The organism is Rhizobium sp. L9 (assembly GCF_002531885.1).
GTDB lineage: Bacteria > Pseudomonadota > Alphaproteobacteria > Rhizobiales > Rhizobiaceae > Rhizobium.
Genome location: NZ_NWSZ01000002.1, coordinates 152,407 through 169,205, shown reverse-complemented (window position 1 = coordinate 169,205; position 16,799 = coordinate 152,407). Strand labels below are relative to the sequence as shown.

Here is a 16,799-nt window from a genome sequence, read left to right as displayed (position 1 = left end):
CGATGATCCGGGCCGTACGAGGCGGCCCGGCAGTCACCTGAAGGACAGAGATTATGAAGAAGAAAGCGGAATGGCCGCGCAGGCTGAGGTCGCAGGAATGGTACGGCGGCACGAGCCGCGACGTGATTTATCATCGCGGCTGGCTTAAGAACCAGGGTTATCCGCACGACCTGTTCGACGGACGGCCGGTTATCGGCATCCTCAACACCTGGTCGGATATGACCCCCTGCAACGGCCATCTGAGAGAGCTCGCCGAGAAGGTGAAGGCGGGTGTGTGGGAGGCCGGCGGCTTCCCGCTCGAGGTGCCGGTGTTCTCGGCATCGGAAAACACCTTCCGCCCGACCGCGATGATGTACCGCAACCTTGCGGCGCTGGCGGTAGAAGAGGCAATCCGCGGTCAGCCGATGGATGGCTGCGTGCTGCTCGTCGGCTGCGACAAGACCACGCCGTCGCTGCTGATGGGTGCTGCCTCCTGCGACCTGCCGTCGATCGTCGTCACCGGCGGTCCGATGCTCAACGGCTATTTCCGCGGTGAACGCGTCGGCTCCGGCACGCATCTCTGGAAGTTCTCCGAGATGGTGAAGGCCGGCGAGATGACGCAGGCCGAATTCCTCGAAGCGGAAGCGTCGATGAGCCGTTCGTCGGGCACTTGCAATACGATGGGCACGGCCTCGACGATGGCGTCGATGGCCGAGGCGCTCGGCATGGCGCTGTCAGGCAATGCCGCGATCCCGGGCGTCGATTCCCGCCGCAAGGTCATGGCGCAGTTGACCGGCCGCCGTATCGTGCAGATGGTCAAGGACGATCTGAAGCCCTCAGAGATCATGACGAAGCAGGCCTTCGAGAACGCTATCCGCACCAATGCGGCGATCGGTGGATCGACCAATGCCGTCATCCATCTGCTCGCCATTGCCGGCCGCGTCGGCATCGATCTGACGCTCGACGACTGGGACCGCTGTGGCCGCGACGTGCCGACGATCGTCAACCTGATGCCGTCGGGCAAGTACCTGATGGAAGAGTTCTTCTATGCGGGCGGCCTGCCTGTCGTGCTGAAGCGCCTCGGCGAAGCCGGCCTTCTGCACAAGGACGCGCTGACGGTCTCCGGCGAAACCGTCTGGGACGAAGTCAAGGATGTCGTCAACTGGAACGAGGAGGTCATCCTGCCCGCCGAGAAGGCGCTGACGTCGTCCGGCGGCATCGTCGTGCTGCGCGGCAATCTCGCGCCCAAGGGCGCAGTGCTGAAGCCCTCGGCGGCTTCGCCGCATCTTCTGGTGCACCGGGGCAGGGCGGTCGTGTTTGAGGACATCGACGACTACAAGGCCAAGATCAACGACGACAATCTCGACATCGACGAGAATTGCGTCATGGTAATGAAGAATTGCGGGCCCAAGGGTTATCCCGGTATGGCCGAGGTCGGCAATATGGGGCTGCCGCCGAAGGTGCTGAAGAAGGGTATTCTCGACATGGTGCGTATATCGGACGCCCGCATGTCCGGAACGGCCTATGGAACCGTCGTGCTGCACACCTCGCCGGAAGCGGCAGTCGGTGGGCCGCTCGCAGTCGTGAAGAACGGCGACATGATCGAGCTCGACGTTCCGAACCGTCGTCTGCATCTCGACATCTCAGACGAGGAACTGGCGCGCCGTCTCGCCGAATGGCAGCCGAATCATGATCTGCCCAAATCCGGCTATGCCTTCCTGCACCAGCAGCATGTCGAAGGAGCCGATACCGGCGCCGATCTCGACTTCCTCAAGGGATGTCGCGGAAATGCTGTCGGCAAGGACAGCCACTGAGCGAAAACGCATTCAGAGATTGGAATCTTTGAAAAGGCGGGGTGAGAGCCCCGCCTTTTTGTTGCTGACAAGTCGCGAACGCCTCTTTCGTCATGCTCGGGCCTATCCCGAGCATCTGCCTCCGTTCGATAGGGCAGCAGATCCTCGGCACAAGGCAGCACAAGGCCGAGGATGACGTCGAGTGAAGAGCTGAAGGCGGGTGAGAGCCGCCTTCCCAGTCGCACTTGTTCGATAAGGATATGCTGGCGACGATGTCAGGCGATGGATCGACAGAGCGCTGTCGTTGCCTGGCTTCAGCTCGCGCCCATCGAGCCTTCCATCGCGATAGACAGCGGCCGGCTAACCTGGCGAGTTTCATACCTACCCGGCCGACCGCATCATTGACGCAACGGCCCGGTTTCATCGCGTACCGTTGCTGATCGCCGCTTCTAGCCAAGTTTCCGGAATGGCGGGCTATGGGCTGTGAGATGCCGCTCAGCTTTGGCTCTGGCTCTGCATCTGTCCGCCGTCCTCGACCTTCACGGTGACCGACAGCGTTTCGCCCGGCGTGCCGATGCGCATGCCTGAGATCGGGGCGGCGTCGCGATAGCATAGGCCAGAGGCGATGCGGACGTATCGTTCATCCGGGCAGATCTCGTTGGCCGGATCGAAGCCGACCCAGCCGAGGCCGGGAATATGGGCTTCGGCCCAGGCATGGGTCGCCGCCTGTTCGACCTTTTCTTCCATCATCAGATAGCCGGAGACATACCGCGCCGGCACCTGCAGGGCGCGGGCGGCGGCAACGAAGATATGCGCGTGATCCTGACAGACACCGCTCTTCTTCTCCAGCGCCTGTTCGGCCGTCGTCGCAGCGTCGCTGGTTCCTGGCCTGTAGATGACGGTCTCGTGAATGGCTGCCATCAGCGCATGCATGCGGGCGAGCTCGTTATCGCCGTTGACGGTTCTGATCAGTTCCTTCACCAGCTTGCCGCTCCTGGTGAGCGGCGTTTCGCGCAGGAAGAGCCAGAGTGGACAGAAACCGGTATGCGGCCCGGTGACGCCGTTCTGATCCATGGTTTCGACCTCGCCTTCGGCGAGAATGCGCGTCACCTGCTGCTCGCCTTCCAGCGAGACCAGGTTGACGTGGTTGCCGAACTGGTCGTCATATTCGACTTCGGGAGTCGCACCCTCGACCTTCAGCGACCAGCCGAGCACAGTCTGGCCATTGTTTGTCGGCGGTGTCAGTCTCAGCCGTTGCAGGGAGAATTTCGCCGGATCGTCGTAGCGGTATTCGGTGAGGTGGCTGATCTTCAGTCTCATATTCTGATCCGCTTAAACGTAGAACCGGTAGCCGTCGGAAATTTCCATGCCGAGCTGGTTGTTGCGCGCGACGAAATCCTCGAGGAACTCATGCAGGCCTTGATCCATGATGTCGCGGATCGCCCGCGTTTGCAGGGTGGTGCGGATCGCGTCCGCCGTATCGTGGGCGGGAAGCCGTTCCTCGTAATCCTGGGCGAGATAACCGAGATTGCTGACGATCTTCTCGTAGCAATAGGCCAGCGAGCGGGGCATCTGCACATTCAGGGTGAGGAAGTCGGCGATGTTCATTGCCCGGTACTCGCCGTCATAGGCCCAGCTATAGGCGCGGTGCGCGGAGACCGAGCGCAGGATCGATTCCCACTGCACGTTGTCGAGTGATGAGCCGACGGCCGAAACCGAGGGCAGCAGCACGTAATATTTGACGTCGAGGATGCGGCTCGTATTGTCCGCCCGCTCGATGAAAGTGCCGATGCGGGCAAAGTTATAGAGTTCGTTGCGTAGCGTCGAGCCGTGGAAGGCGCCGCGGATGAGGCCAGCGCGGCGCTTGATGACGTCGATCACCTCCGGCATGTCGGCGGCTTTCACGCGCTTTTCGAGCAAAGATTTCAGATCGATCCAGCATTCGTTGGTTGCTTCCCAGGTCTCCCGCGTCAGCGCGGTGCGCACCATGCGGGCATTGTTGCGGCCGGAGTCGATGCAGGACATGACGCTTGACGGGTTTGAGCGATCGCGCAGGAGATAATCGATCGCATCGGCATTGGTCAGCTTGGCGTGGCCCTCGTCATAGGCCTCGCGCACGCCGGCACTTTGCAGAACGCCATCCCAGTTGTCATCGCCGGCGCTGCTGCGGGTCAACGACATGCGCAGCCCGGCGTCGATCAGGCGGGCGATATTTTCGGCGCGCTCGATGTAACGGAACATCCAGTAGAGGCCGTTTGCAGTTCTTCCGAGCATCAGTCCTCCAGTACCCAGGTATCTTTGGTGCCGCCGCCCTGACTGGAGTTGACCACCAGCGAGCCCTGCTTCAACGCCACGCGGGTGAGACCGCCCGGAATGATCTGGACCTTGTCGGAAACGAGTACATAGGGACGAAGGTCGACATGGCGCGGCGCGATCCCTTTGTTGACGAGGATCGGCACGGTGGAGAGCGACAGGGTCGGCTGGGCGATGTAATTGTTCGGTTTGGCCTTCAGCTTTTCGGCGAAATCTGCGCGTTCCTTCTTCGATGCCGTCGGTCCCACAAGCATACCGTAGCCGCCGGAGCCGTGCACTTCCTTGACGACGAGCTCCTCCAAGTGCTCCAGCACGTATTTCAGGCTTGATGCTTCCGAGCAGCGCCAGGTCGGGACGTTTTCCAGAAGCGCCTTGCGGCCGGTATAGAATTCGACGATCTCCGGCATGTAGGAATAGATGGCCTTGTCGTCCGATATGCCGGTGCCCGGCGCATTGGCGATAGTGATATTGCCGGAGCGGTAGACATCCATGATGCCAGGAATGCCGAGGGCGGAGTCGGCCCGGAATGTAAGCGGATCGAGGAAATCGTCGTCGACACGGCGGTAGAGCACGTCGATCGCCTCGTACCCGCGCGTCGTTCTCATCTTTACCTTGCCGTCTATGACGCGCAGATCCGAGCCCTCGACGAGCTCGACGCCCATCATGTCGGCGAGGAAGGAGTGCTCGTAATAGGCCGAGTTGTAGATGCCGGGCGTCAGCACCGCAACACGCGGCTTGCCAGTGCAGCCAGGAGGCGCCAGCGAGGCGAGGCTCTGGCGCAGCAGGTAAGGATAGTCCTCGACGCGCTGCACCTTGTTCTCGTGGAAGAGCTCCGGAAACATCTGCATCATGGTTTCCCGGTTTTCCAGCATGTAGCTGACACCGGAAGGCGTGCGGGCATTGTCCTCCAGCACGTAAAACTGGTCTTCGCCTGTTCGTACGATGTCGGTGCCGACGATATGGGTGTAGACGCCGCCAGGCGGCCGGAAGCCGATCATCTCGGACAGGAAGGCGACGTTGTTTTCGATCAGTTCACGCGGGATGCGGCCGGCGCGGATGATCTCCTGCTTATGGTAGATATCGTCCAGGAAGGCGTTGAGCGCGATCACCCGCTGCTCGATGCCCTGGGCCAGCTTGCGCCATTCGCGGGCGGAGATGATGCGGGGGATAATATCGAAGGGGATGAGCTTTTCGGAACTGTCGGCATGGCCGTAAACGGCGAAGGTGATACCGGTCTTCCGGAAGATGTTTTCCGCGTCGCGGGACTTGGCAATCAGATGCGACCGGTCTTGGCTGTTGTACCACTCGAAATATTTTTCATAAGGCGGGCGGGGGCTTTCGTCCCCGGTAATCATTTCATCAAATGCCAAAGGTGCGGCTCCCCTTTTTTGTTCATTTGAATACAACGTAAATTGCAATGCAAGAACCATGCGCAGTTCGAGGAAAAGTTTTTGCGGTGCGGGAAAGGGGTGAAAATCCGGGCATTCGGAGTGAGGTGTCGCGGCGGAGAGGGTGTTCACTCTGCCGGGGCTGCGCAAAATGTGGGCAGGTGATGGTTTTTCGGTCAAGCGGTTTAAAGGGTGCATGCGCTTCCTCCCTCATTTCTGTGCCTGTCACAGGAACCCAGCCACCGCGCGTCTGCGCGGTGAATGACTCTGTGACGATGATGAGAGTCTCCCGCGCCCAAGGACTTGGGCGCACTGGATTCCTGTGACGAGCACAGGAATGAGGGAGATTGGGAAAGCGCCTGCGATTCTTCGCCGTGGTGGCATGGCCCCGCCTGTCGCCCGCAACATCAGCGAAATTTCACGTAAGCATCAACGCTTCGCCTTTGACTGCGGTGCCCGGGTGCCGTTATCAGCACGGCGAATCTTTCTTGCGAGCCCCCATGTCCCTCGATCGCCTTGCCCCCGCTCTCTTCGTTCTGCTCTGGTCCACGGGATGGGTGGTGGCGAAATATGCGGCGCTGCATTCCGAGCCCTTCACCTTTCTTTCGATACGCTACGCGCTGTCGGCCCTGGCATTCCTGGTGCTCTGCCTGTTGATGCGGGCGCAATGGCCGACAAGCTGGGCGACGTGGCTGCGCGCCATCTATTCCGGCTTCTTCCTGCATGGTTTCTATCTCGCCGGCCTCTGGTGGGCGATTGCCAATGGCGTGCCGGCCGGCATATCGGGGATCATCGCGGCGCTGCAGCCGCTGCTGACCGCAATGGCGGCGCCCTTTCTCGTCGGCGAGCGGTTGCAACAGACACAGAAGCTCGGCCTCGGGCTCGGTTTCATCGGTATCGCCATCGCGATTTCGCCGAAGCTCTTCGATCCGGCGACGGCCGATCTCAGCCATGCGGCGCTGCCGCTGGCGATCAACCTCATCGCCATGGGCTCCGTCACTTACGGCACGCTTTACCAAAAGAAACACTTGCAGTCGGGTGATCTCAGAAGCATCGCGACGCTGCAGTATGTCGGTGCGCTAATTCTCACCCTGCCGTTGTCGCTGATCTTCGAGAACCAGCATTTCGATGGCACCGCGCAGGCCTGTGGCGCGCTTCTCTGGTCGGTCTTCGGCCTCTCGATGGGCGGTGTCGGGCTGCTGCTTTACCTCATCCGCCGCGGACAGGTCTCGCGCGCCGCCTCGCTCATCTACCTGATGCCGCCGGCGGTGGCGTTGGAGGCCTTCGTTGCCTTCGGGGAACTGCTGACGCTGCCGTTGATCATCGGCACCGCGATCGTAGTGATGGGCGTATATATGACAAACCGTAGGGTCGTTCAGCAAGCGCAGGCGAGCGTATAGGCTGATGGCTGGGCCAAGGTCGAACAATCGGATGGCTTGAACCTCAACTGAGCGAGGTCGCCGGCGATTGCCGACGACCTCATATCTAGAGCGCCGTAGAGCGCTACTCGGCCCATCAAGCAGCAAGCGACGATCAGCTGCGGGGCTGCAGCAGCGCCAAGGCAACCGTCGACGCCGCCAGGAGAGCGGTGAGCGTCAATGGTCCCGCAGCGCCGTAGTGGTCGACGATATAGCCGCCAAGAATCGCGCCGCTACTGATGGCCACCTGAAAGGAGACGACCATCAGGCTGCCCGCCGCCTCCAGAGCGTCGGCGGCCGCGCGGGAAAGATTGGTCGGCAGCACTACCGGCGCCATGCCGAAGGCAAAGCCCCAAAGCGCGACGAGCGCAAACGCGACGGCGGTATGAGCGCCCCAAAGCAACAGAGCGAGTGCGGCAAAAGCCATCAACACCGCCGTGACTGCGAGCGCTATGCGGATGCTCGCGTCGGCCATCCGGCCACCGGCAAGATTGCCGATCACCGAGGCGATGCCAAACCCGAGCAGTGCCAGGGCGATCGATCTGGTTTCAAGGAGCGTCACTTGTTCAAGGAAGGGACGCACATAAACCGATCCGGCAAAATGTCCGGTCATCAGCAAAAGGATAGCAAGCATTCCCAGTTGAACACCGCGCCGTCGTGTCAGCCGGAAAACATCAGCGAGACTGTTGCTTGTGCTTGCCGGGAGCGTCGGCAAGCTGAGCACCTGCAGCAGCATGGCAACCGTGGCAAGCCCGGCTGTCATCGCCATGGCGCTGCGCCATCCCAGCCAATCGCTGATCAAAGCACCCATTGATGGTGCAGCTATCGTGGCGAGCGAAACGCCGAGGGTGACGATAGCCATGCCCCGACCTGTCGCGTTGGCGCCGACCAGCCTCGCCACGACCGCCACGGAAAGCGCCCAAAAGCCGCTCAACGCGATGCCCAGCCCAGCCCGGCCCAACAACAAAAGCCAAAAATCGGTCGCTAAAGATGCGAGTATATTGGAGCCGACTGCCAACGCACTGAGACCGACCAGCACCACCTTGCGGTTCACTCTGCCGATAAGAACATTGCTCAAAAGGGCCGTCACAGCTCCGACGGAAGCGGTGGCGGTGACGACCTGTCCGGCCGTTCCCTCGGAAATGCCGAGATCGCGCGCCATTGGCGTCAACAGTCCCGCCGGCAGGAACTCAGCAGATACCAGTGCAAAGCTGGTGGCCGCCATCGAAACAACGGCAAACCAAGTCGCCGCGCTCCACGCGGATGGTTCAGCCGTCTCCAGGCCGATTGCAGCCTCGTCGAATTGTGATGTTGTGTCCGTCATAGATGGATCTCCTGTGTTCGGAGATTTCATAGACGAAGTTTTCAGGATGATATGTGTCTTAAAATCCGAAATCCATGTCCGTTCGTCCGGAATTTGTGCGACGCACAATCCCCGGTGAAAGATTGGTGACCCGCTTGAAGGCACGCGCGAAAGACGCCTCGGACTCATAGCCCAATCGTGAGGCTACCTCGGCGACCGACATGCCGTTCTGCGCCAACAAATCGCGGGCAAGCTGCATACGCAGACGGGCGAGATAATGTGCCGCGCCTTCTCCCAAGATAGCGCTGAAGCGCTCGGCGAAGATCGAGCGCGACTGGCCTGCCACACCAGCGAGGCTTTCAAGGGTCCAGTTATGGCCGGGATCTCGGTGCATGGCCGCCAGCACACGACCGATCTGGGGATCGCGGATGGCAGCGAGCCAGCCTGTGGTCGAGGCTCCGCTGCAGTTGACCCAGCAACGGATAAGCCGCGCAGCGAGCAAGTCCGCCATACGCGACAAGACCGTCGCACTTCCCATCTGGGGTTGTGTCGCCTCCGCCGACATAGCGGCCAGCAGGGGGCCTACGATCGGGTCGTTGCCGGCCACATCGCAGCCCTTGATGATTGGGGGCATCAAGGCGATTAAGGGATTAAGCGCATGGGCGCCCAAAGCCATGGAGCCGCAGAAAAGGGTGCTGGTGGCGCCCGTTCCTTCCCGCACGACGTCGCAGACGTTGCTGCCCAATTTTGTAATCTGGCAACTTTTAAGCGAGTCGCCCTCAACATCAGGCGCGCTCGCCAACCGGTGTGCGTTACCTTGCGGCAGCAGCACCAGATCGCCATCGTTCAACGCCTGCCATCCGTGGGTTTCGGTATGGATCCAGCATGGACCCTGGCTGACGAAGTGAAAACGAAGCAGCTGTTGTTGCGGAAAGGCGATGCTCCATGGGTGCCTGAGCTCGCAGCGTCCATAATTGACTCCACTCAAGCGAAAGTCTTGCAGGACTTCGCTCAGGGCATCCATTGGGATAGTTGGCGGCGACAATGGCCGGGACGGATGGTCAAGCATGGAGCCAATTTAGGTCTCAAACGTCCGGGACGCAAGCGGTCCGGCTTCGCGGCGCGGTTCTTTGCGGCGTCACGCTGCCCGTCGACGGCGGGTTCACAGCGCATTGATACCGCAAGGCTCCCGCCGGCGCTGCGAAAGGCTTCGATCTCGTCAACTGGGTGCGTTCAGAACCGGGAAACGTGACCGAGTACTGCCGTCGCAGTGTTGTCGTCACTACGATGAGAAAGGCCGGGCATCCCACCAGATGCTCCGGCCTCCTAATATTCAAGGCCGAAGGTCCGGCCTTTTCTCCTTTGAATCAATCGGCGCTCAGGCGCGTTCGCGGCGCTGGCCGCCGCCATTGCGAGAGCCCGAGCCGCCGCGGCGGTTGCCGCCATTGCCGTCGCGGCGCTGTTCGCCGCCCTGAGCCTGATGCGGTCCACGGTCTTCGCCGTGCTTGCGGGCCGGGCGGCCGTGAGCGTGGCGGCCGTTGCCGCGGTGATGGCCGCTCGGTTCGCCATTGGCATGATGGCCATTGGGGCCGTTATGGGCAGGGCGCTGCGGCTTTGCCGGGCGGAAATCGGAGGTCGAGGCCAGATCGTTGTCGGGGCCGAAATCCGGGGCTGCTTCGCCGCGGCGCTGACCGCGGAAGTCCTCGTTACGGCCTGAGCGTTCGGGACGAGGACGGCGCTCGCGGCGCTCCTCGCCGCCGGCGCGGATTTCGCTGCCTTCGCCTTCGCGGCGCGGGCGGCGTTCCTGGCGGCTGCCGCGATGCTCCGAGCGGTTGGCATCGCCGCGGCCTTCGCCGCGACCCTGGCTGCCGCCCCGATTGCGGTTGTTGCCATTGCCGTTGCCTCGGCGCGGGCCGCCGGCGCTGATATGTGCCGGCGGTTCACCGCTGGCAACTGATATGTCGATGCCCATCAGGCGCTCGATATCTCGCAGCAGCTTGGCTTCGTCAGGGGCGCAGAAGGCGATGGCAATGCCGTCGCGGCCTGCGCGCGCCGTGCGGCCGATGCGATGGACATAGGCATCCGGCACTTCGGGCAGGTCGTAGTTGTAGACGTGGCTGACGGCCGGGATGTCGATGCCGCGGGCGGCGACGTCTGTCGCGATCAGCGTCTTGATGCTGCCCTCGCGGAAGGCCTTCAGCGCCCGCTCGCGCTGACCCTGGCTCTTGTTGCCGTGGATCGAGGCGACGGAATAGCCGATATTGTCGAGGTGCTTCATCAGCTTCTCCGCACCATGCTTGGTGCGCAGGAAGACGATGGCGCGGCCGTCCGGATTTTCGGTCAGCGATTTGCGTAGCAGTTCCGTCTTGTCGTTCTTGCCGCCGACGAAATGGACATACTGCTCGACCTTGTCGGCAGCCTTGCCGGGAGGCGTGACTTCGACCTTGACGGGATCGACGAGATAGTCGCCGGCGAGATCGGCGATCGCCTTCGGCATGGTGGCCGAAAACAGCATGGTCTGACGCTTTTTCGGCACCAGTTTGGCGATCTTGCGCAGGTCGTGCACGAAGCCGAGGTCGAGCATCTGGTCGGCCTCGTCGAGCACGAGATAGCGCACCGTCGTCAGCGTGATGGCGCGGCGGTTGACGAGATCGAGCAGGCGGCCGGGGGTCGCGACCAGGATGTCGGTTCCCTTTTCGAGCTGCAGCTGTTGCTTGTTGATCGACACACCGCCGACGACGACGTTGATGCGCAGCGGCGACTTGCGGATGAACTTCTTCAGGTTCTCGGCGATCTGGTTCACCAGCTCGCGGGTCGGCGCCAGGATCAACGTCCGCGTCGTGCGGTTGTCGGGGCGGCGCTCGTCAGCGAGCAGCTTTTCGATGAGCGGCAGGCCGAAGGCGGCGGTTTTGCCGGTGCCGGTCTGGGCAAGGCCGATCAGATCGCGGCCTGAAATGAGGAGGGGAATGGCCTGTTCCTGGATCGGCGTCGGCGTTTCGATGCCGAGCTGGAACAAGGTGGCGACGATCGGCTTGGAGACACCAAGCGATTCAAAATTAGTCAAGGCATAACCTTTCGGGGCGCCACAACGACTAGCGCCGGAACGCACCATGCGATCCGGTTTCATTCTGGCGTCAAGAACCCCGCGTGAAGTGGGAACTTGCAAGTTGGAAAAAGCTTTCCAGCGCTTCTGGCCGCTCTTGAGAGTGCGGCGCTCTGTCGAAATGCGCTTTTGTCCCTTCTTCCTGCGTTTCGTATTTTCGAGCAGGGGCACGCTCACGCGGCGGCCGGAAGGGTGAAAGCTGAGCCGCATTTGGGCTAGTTTGCGTGGAAAGTCAAGTGCAGCGCACAAAAAGGCATTAGCCCGGGTCAGGCGACGGCATTCTGAGGACGAAACTTTCCGATGCGCTTTCGGCGCCATTGACGAGCACGGCGATGCGGTGCTCACCGGGATAATAGCGCCGCGTCGTGATCGGCCGCATGGCATGGCGGCGCTCGATTGCGTGGCTCTGCCCCGGCGCGAGCGTGACCGTCTTGCATTTGAAGACTTTTGGCGAGAGCGAGCCGTCGGCCTTCATGTGGTGAATGGCGTAGTCGATCATTAGTGAGTGCGCGGTTTCGCCTGAATTGGTCAGGCGGATTTCAAAATCCAGCTCTTCGCCGAACACCACTTCGCCGTTCTGAAGGCGCAGCTCGCATGTCAGCGCGGTTGCCGCGTCGAAACCGAAATTGGCAAGCGCCTGCGCATGGCCTTTCTTGAGCATCGTGCGAGAGGCGTGTTTCAGCAGCCGGCGGCGCTCGGCGGACGCGCCGTCGATATGGCCGGCGATAAAGGCGGCGACCAGATCTGGATGATCCTTGGCGATGTCGTTCAAGCTGTTGGCGACGGAGCGGCGCACATAATCCTCCGGATCATCCATCAGCGCGGTCAGGATCGGCAGGATCGGTGCGGGGTCTTTCACAAGTTGCGGCAGGCGCATGGCCCAAGGCAGGCGCGGCCGCGTTCCCTCGCTCGCAAGCCGGCGCACATGCTGGTCGGGATCGCCGACCCAGGTGGAAATTGTGGCGAGCGCACGTTGCTGGTCGCGATGGATGAATTGCCGGATGCCGAATTCGCCGGTGAAATGCGGCGTCAGCGCCTTGAGGAGGTCGAGGCCGAGATCGAAATGATCGGTGCCGCGGGCGGCGATGAACTGATTGACCGGCAGCAGCATCCAGCCGGAGAGTCCCGGCGTGTCGGCGGCCGGCAGGCTTGCCTTGAGGATAGAGGCTGCTTTAGGAAAATCTCCGGGAAGCGTGGCAAGCAGCGCGTCACGGATCAATGCGGAGCGCTCCATCAGTTCCAGGGCTGCGAGGCCATCGGTCGCCAGAGTTACGAAACGTTCCCGGTCGAAGGCGGGCGCATGGGCCGCAATGTGATCGGCCATATCACCGACGAGCTCTTCATGCAGCAGTTTCTTGAGCGGTTCCGGCATGCTGATCCTCCTGCGGGAGGATTGGACCAGCGCCGCCGGGAGGTCAAGCGGCGCCGGATGCGGTCTTGCTATTCCGGGCAGACTTTCACGCGGTAGGGCTCGCCCCAGCGGTCGTAACGCCATTCGAGGTGGCAATAGTGCGGCCGGTAATAGGTCCGATAGACGGGGTACGGACGGTAGACCGGGTAAGCCGGATAGACGGGGTAGGCGGGGCGGGCGGCCTCCGACAGAAGGGCGCCGCCGACGACGCCGGCCGCAAGGCCGCCAAAGAAGGCATCGCGCGGACGGGCATCGGCGGTGGTGGCAGTGGCGAGCGAGGCGCCGGCAAAGGTCAGCGCGATCAGGCCCGTCGCCATGGTCTTATGAAGAACGGACATGGTAACTTCCTTATCTAGACTGGCTTCTATAAAGCCATGGCCAGACTCCGCCCGGATCGCGGCGGAGCGATGGCCGCACAAGGGCGGCCCGCATTAAATTTTAGTCATGATTTCAACGGCCAGCCATGAGTAAAGAGCGGATTGCGGCCGGCCGCAGTTGCTGCAGTCATCCCTTCGGTTTCGTGCAGCATACGGCGCCACTCCGGTCCGTACGCCGATTGTAAAATTCCGCCTTCGAAATTTATGGTTAAAACCTTGTTAAAAGCCTTGGCGTTATAGTCTTTGTCGTTGATATTCCATTCATTGCGGGAGCGACGATTTCTTGAAATCAGCCGGGGACATTCTGGAATTGGCTTGCCGCCGGATCGCCGATCTGGACACCCCGGCCTATGTCAAGAACAGCGAGCTGCGTTATGTCGCCGTCAACGAGGCCTATGCCGATTTCCTGGGCCGAGAGATTTCCGATTTCATCGGCAGGCGCAGCCGCGAACTCTTCGACCGCCCCGAGGAAGAGGACCGCGAGGACAAGGAGCGCCGCGCGCTGGTGTTCGGCACCGAGGAAAATGCCATCTGTTTCGATGCCGCTGGCCTCGATCACGAGCGCATTCAGATCGAAAGCTTCTCGCCGTCGCCGGAGCGGATTTATGTGCTCGGCATCTTCGAAGCGCGCGAACGCAGTGCCGTTGCTCTTGGGAGGATTGCCGGCAAGCCCGGGATTGCCGGTAGCTCTAAGACTGTAAACGATTTCGGAAGTGCCGCCGATCTCGCCCAAGTGCGCGAGGCACTAGAGAACCTCGATCACCCGATCGGCATCTTTGCAGCCGACGGACGCCCGCTGGTCGTCAATGCAGCCTATCGCAACGGCGCGACGCCTGTGGCCGCCGAGGAATCGGCCTGGGGAGAGAGTGTCAATGAACTCGACGTTCTCCGCACCGTCCTGGAGGATCTGCCTGTGGCGGTCTTCGTCCGCGACGACAAGCACCGCCTGGTCTATGCCAACAAATATTATGAAACCTTCAGCGGCCGCGCCCGCTCCGAATATCTGGGAATGACCGAACACGAAATGTTCGGGCCGGAAGGTGCTGAGGCGATCTACCAGGAAAACCTGCTGGCGCTCAGGGACGGCATTTCGGTGGAGCTCGAAAGCGAGATGCCGAGCAATAGCGGCCATGTGTATCCCGTCATCTCGCGCGTCAACCGTGTCATAACGGGGGATGGGCGAACCTATGTCGTCGGCTCCTTTTCCGACATCTCGCCGCTCAAGGAACGCGAGAAGGCGCTGATTGAATCGCGCAAACAGCAAGAAATACTGCATCGGGACATCGAGAGCATTCTGCGTTCGCTGCCGATCGGCGTGCTGATCCTCGATAACGACCACCGGATTCTCTACGTCAACGACGAATTTTACAGCATCTGGGAACTGCCGCTCGACGATCGCTTCGACGGCCGCCCGTTCATCGACGTCATCCGCCGTAATGACGAGCTCGGCCGCTACGACGGGACACAGACGCCGGAAGAGATCTACGCCTTCCGCAAACATCTGTTCGAAGCCGAGGAGCCCGAGCCGATCGAGCTTGGCTGGGCGGGCGGCAAATCCGTGATCTTCGACAGCCGCCGCATCTCCAACGAGCGCATTCTGCTCACCTATGCCGATATTTCTGCGGTGCGCGAACGGGAAAAGGAAATCCACGAGACGCGCGCAGCCCTCGAGCGGCTCGGCGAAATGATGCGGGATGCGACGCATGCCATGTCGCAGGGCCTTGCCATCGTCCAGGACGGCATGATCAAAATGTCCAACGAGGCGATGGCCGAGATCCTGCAGATCCCGGCGCACTATATCGAGGCCGGCCAGGGCTGGCTCGGCATGTTCGAATTCTGCGCGGCACGCGGCGATTTCCACGATGCGGCGGATGAGATCCTGCAGGAGTGGCGGGCGAATATCGCAGCCAGGCAGCCAATTTCCACCGTCTTCCATGTCGGTGGCGAGCGCTGGGTGAACATGGATGCGACGGTCAGCCAGGGACAGCATTGGGTGGCGCTGTTCACCGACGTCACCGAGCTCAAGAGCCGCGAGGAGGAACTGCGCCAGCTCCTGTCGCGCGCCGAAGCCGCCGACCGCGCCAAATCCGAATTCCTTGCTAATATGAGTCACGAGATCCGCACGCCGATGAACGGTGTGCTCGGCATGGCGGAACTGCTGGCCAAGACTAATCTCGACACGCGCCAGAAAACCTTCATCGACATCATCGTCAAGTCGGGAAATGCCCTGCTGACTATTATCAACGACATCCTCGACTTTTCGAAGATCGATGCCGGACAGATGAAACTGCGCAAAGCCGCCTTCGATATCACCGAAGCGGTGGAGGACGTGGCGACACTCCTCTCCTCGCATGCCGCCGAGAAGAACATCGAACTGCTGGTGCGGGCTGCACCCGATCTGCCGGCCGCGGTGATTGGTGACGCCGGGCGTTTCCGCCAGATCGTCACCAATCTCGTCGGCAACGCCGTCAAGTTCACCGAGCGCGGCCATGTCTTCGTCGATGTCGGCTTCGAGACGATCGCCGGCGGGGAGATCATGGCGATCATCCGCATCGAGGATACCGGAATTGGCATTCCCCGAGAAAAGCTCGAATCGGTCTTCGAAAAGTTTTCGCAGGTCGACACCTCGTCGACCCGCCGGCATGAGGGAACGGGGCTCGGCCTCGCGATCACCGCCGGCCTCGTCGATCTCTTCGGCGGCTATATCAATGTCGAGAGCGAATGGGGTAAGGGCTCGGTCTTCACCGTCAACCTGCCTTTTGCGGTGGCGGCCGCCCGCCTCGAACCGAAGCCGCTGCCGATCAATGTGCAGGGCGCGCGCATCCTCGTCGTCGACGACAATGAAGTGAACCGGCGCATCCTGACCGAGCAGCTCTCGCTCTGGGGCTTTGACGGAGTGGCTGCCGAAGGTGGCGGCACCGGTCTGGCGATCCTCGAGGCAGCGGCCGATCTCGGGGTCACCGTCGACGCCGTCGTGCTCGACTATCACATGCCCGACATGAACGGCGCCGACGTCGCGCGCCGGCTGCGCGCCGATCCCCGCTTCGTCGAGCTGCCGATCATCTTCCTCACGTCGATGGATATTTCGGGCACGGAAAAGGAATTCGCCGCGCTGAACGGCCATGCGCATCTGATGAAACCGGCACGCGCCAACGTGCTGCGCAATACTGTCGTCGAGGTCGTCCGCGCCCGCCGTGTCAAACAGGCGTCGGAAGCCGATATCGCCCGGCTGCGGGCGGAAGCGGCCGTGCCGGCGTCTGCACTTGCAACTGCGCCCGAGCCGCAAAAGCGGGCGGCCGAATTCGTCGACGTGCTGGTTGCCGAAGACAATGAGGTCAACCAGATCGTCTTCACCCAGATACTGCAGTCGACGGGCCTCTCCTTCCTGGTCGTCAACAACGGGCAGGAGGCCGTCGCCGCCTGGGAAAGCCACACGCCACGCATCATCATGATGGACGTCTCGATGCCCGTCATGAACGGCCATGAAGCGACCCAGACGATCCGCGAAAGGGAGAAGGGGCAGGGCCACCGGGTGCCGATCATCGGCGTCACCGCCCATGCCCTCGAAAGCGACCGCGAAGCCTGCCTCGACGCCGGCATGGACGATTACATGTCGAAGCCGATCAGCCCGGAACTTCTGGAGGAGAAGATCCGGCAATGGCTCGGCAGGGATGAGCTGCAGCCGGAGCGCACGAGTTACTGATCTCCATCGAA

Annotated in this window: 11 protein-coding genes; 3 read left to right on the top strand and 8 right to left on the bottom strand. The window is 61.7% G+C overall.

Going from position 1 to position 16,799, the window contains the following annotated elements; genetic code table 11:
• Positions 1–53: 53 nt before the first annotated feature.
• Positions 54–1,793 carry an L-arabinonate dehydratase gene (araD, locus tag CO660_RS01330; RefSeq protein ID WP_097597033.1) on the top strand — a complete coding sequence of 580 codons (1,740 nt, stop codon included), beginning with the start codon at positions 54–56 and terminating at the stop codon, positions 1,791–1,793.
• 474 nt (positions 1,794–2,267) lie between these two features.
• Here the strand turns inward: araD and CO660_RS01320 are convergent, their stop codons facing one another.
• Genes CO660_RS01320 through CO660_RS01310 form a run of 3 tightly spaced genes read right to left on the bottom strand, consistent with a single transcriptional unit; the run spans position 2,268 to position 5,455 of the window.
• Positions 2,268–3,092: a transglutaminase family protein gene (locus CO660_RS01320; protein ID WP_085779011.1), complete on the bottom strand. Its 825-nt coding sequence runs from the start codon at positions 3,090–3,092 to the stop codon at positions 2,268–2,270.
• Between the two features lie 12 nt (positions 3,093–3,104).
• The gene (locus tag CO660_RS01315) at positions 3,105–4,046 is read right to left on the bottom strand and encodes an alpha-E domain-containing protein (RefSeq protein ID WP_085779010.1); all 942 of its coding nucleotides are present in this window, start codon (positions 4,044–4,046) and stop codon (positions 3,105–3,107) included.
• Positions 4,046–5,455 carry a circularly permuted type 2 ATP-grasp protein gene (locus tag CO660_RS01310; RefSeq protein WP_041678724.1) on the bottom strand — a complete coding sequence of 470 codons (1,410 nt, stop codon included), beginning with the start codon at positions 5,453–5,455 and terminating at the stop codon, positions 4,046–4,048. Before CO660_RS01310 ends, CO660_RS01315 begins: the two co-directional genes overlap by 1 nt.
• 518 nt (positions 5,456–5,973) lie before the next feature.
• On the opposite strand from CO660_RS01310, the gene CO660_RS01305 reads away from it, so the two are divergent.
• Entirely contained in the window at positions 5,974–6,873 is a 900-nt protein-coding gene (locus tag CO660_RS01305; protein WP_097597032.1) for a DMT family transporter, read from the top strand.
• A 133-nt stretch (positions 6,874–7,006) separates the two neighbouring features.
• On the opposite strand, the gene CO660_RS01300 is transcribed toward CO660_RS01305, so the two are convergent.
• From CO660_RS01300 to CO660_RS01280, 5 genes are all read right to left on the bottom strand, one after another.
• Positions 7,007–8,215 (bottom strand): MFS transporter, encoded by a 1,209-nt coding sequence (locus CO660_RS01300; RefSeq protein WP_097597031.1) that lies wholly within the window; start codon positions 8,213–8,215, stop codon positions 7,007–7,009.
• Positions 8,216–8,273: 58 nt separating this feature from the next.
• On the bottom strand, positions 8,274–9,263 hold the full coding sequence (locus tag CO660_RS01295; RefSeq protein ID WP_085779007.1) for an AraC family transcriptional regulator: 990 nt from the start codon (positions 9,261–9,263) through the stop codon (positions 8,274–8,276).
• 309 nt (positions 9,264–9,572) lie between these two features.
• Positions 9,573–11,306, bottom strand: a complete 1,734-nt coding sequence (locus CO660_RS01290; protein ID WP_097597132.1) for a DEAD/DEAH box helicase — start codon at positions 11,304–11,306, stop codon at positions 9,573–9,575.
• A gap of 247 nt (positions 11,307–11,553) precedes the next feature.
• Complete coding sequence (locus CO660_RS01285) at positions 11,554–12,669, bottom strand: DNA alkylation repair protein (protein ID WP_097597030.1); 1,116 nt, start codon at positions 12,667–12,669, stop codon at positions 11,554–11,556.
• A 68-nt stretch (positions 12,670–12,737) separates the two neighbouring features.
• Entirely contained in the window at positions 12,738–13,046 is a 309-nt protein-coding gene (locus CO660_RS01280) for a hypothetical protein (protein WP_097597029.1), read from the bottom strand.
• A 322-nt stretch (positions 13,047–13,368) separates the two neighbouring features.
• Between CO660_RS01280 and CO660_RS01275 the strand changes: the two genes are divergently transcribed.
• Positions 13,369–16,788 carry a response regulator gene (locus CO660_RS01275; RefSeq protein WP_097597028.1) on the top strand — a complete coding sequence of 1,140 codons (3,420 nt, stop codon included), beginning with the start codon at positions 13,369–13,371 and terminating at the stop codon, positions 16,786–16,788.
• The last annotated feature ends 11 nt before the right edge of the window (positions 16,789–16,799 follow it).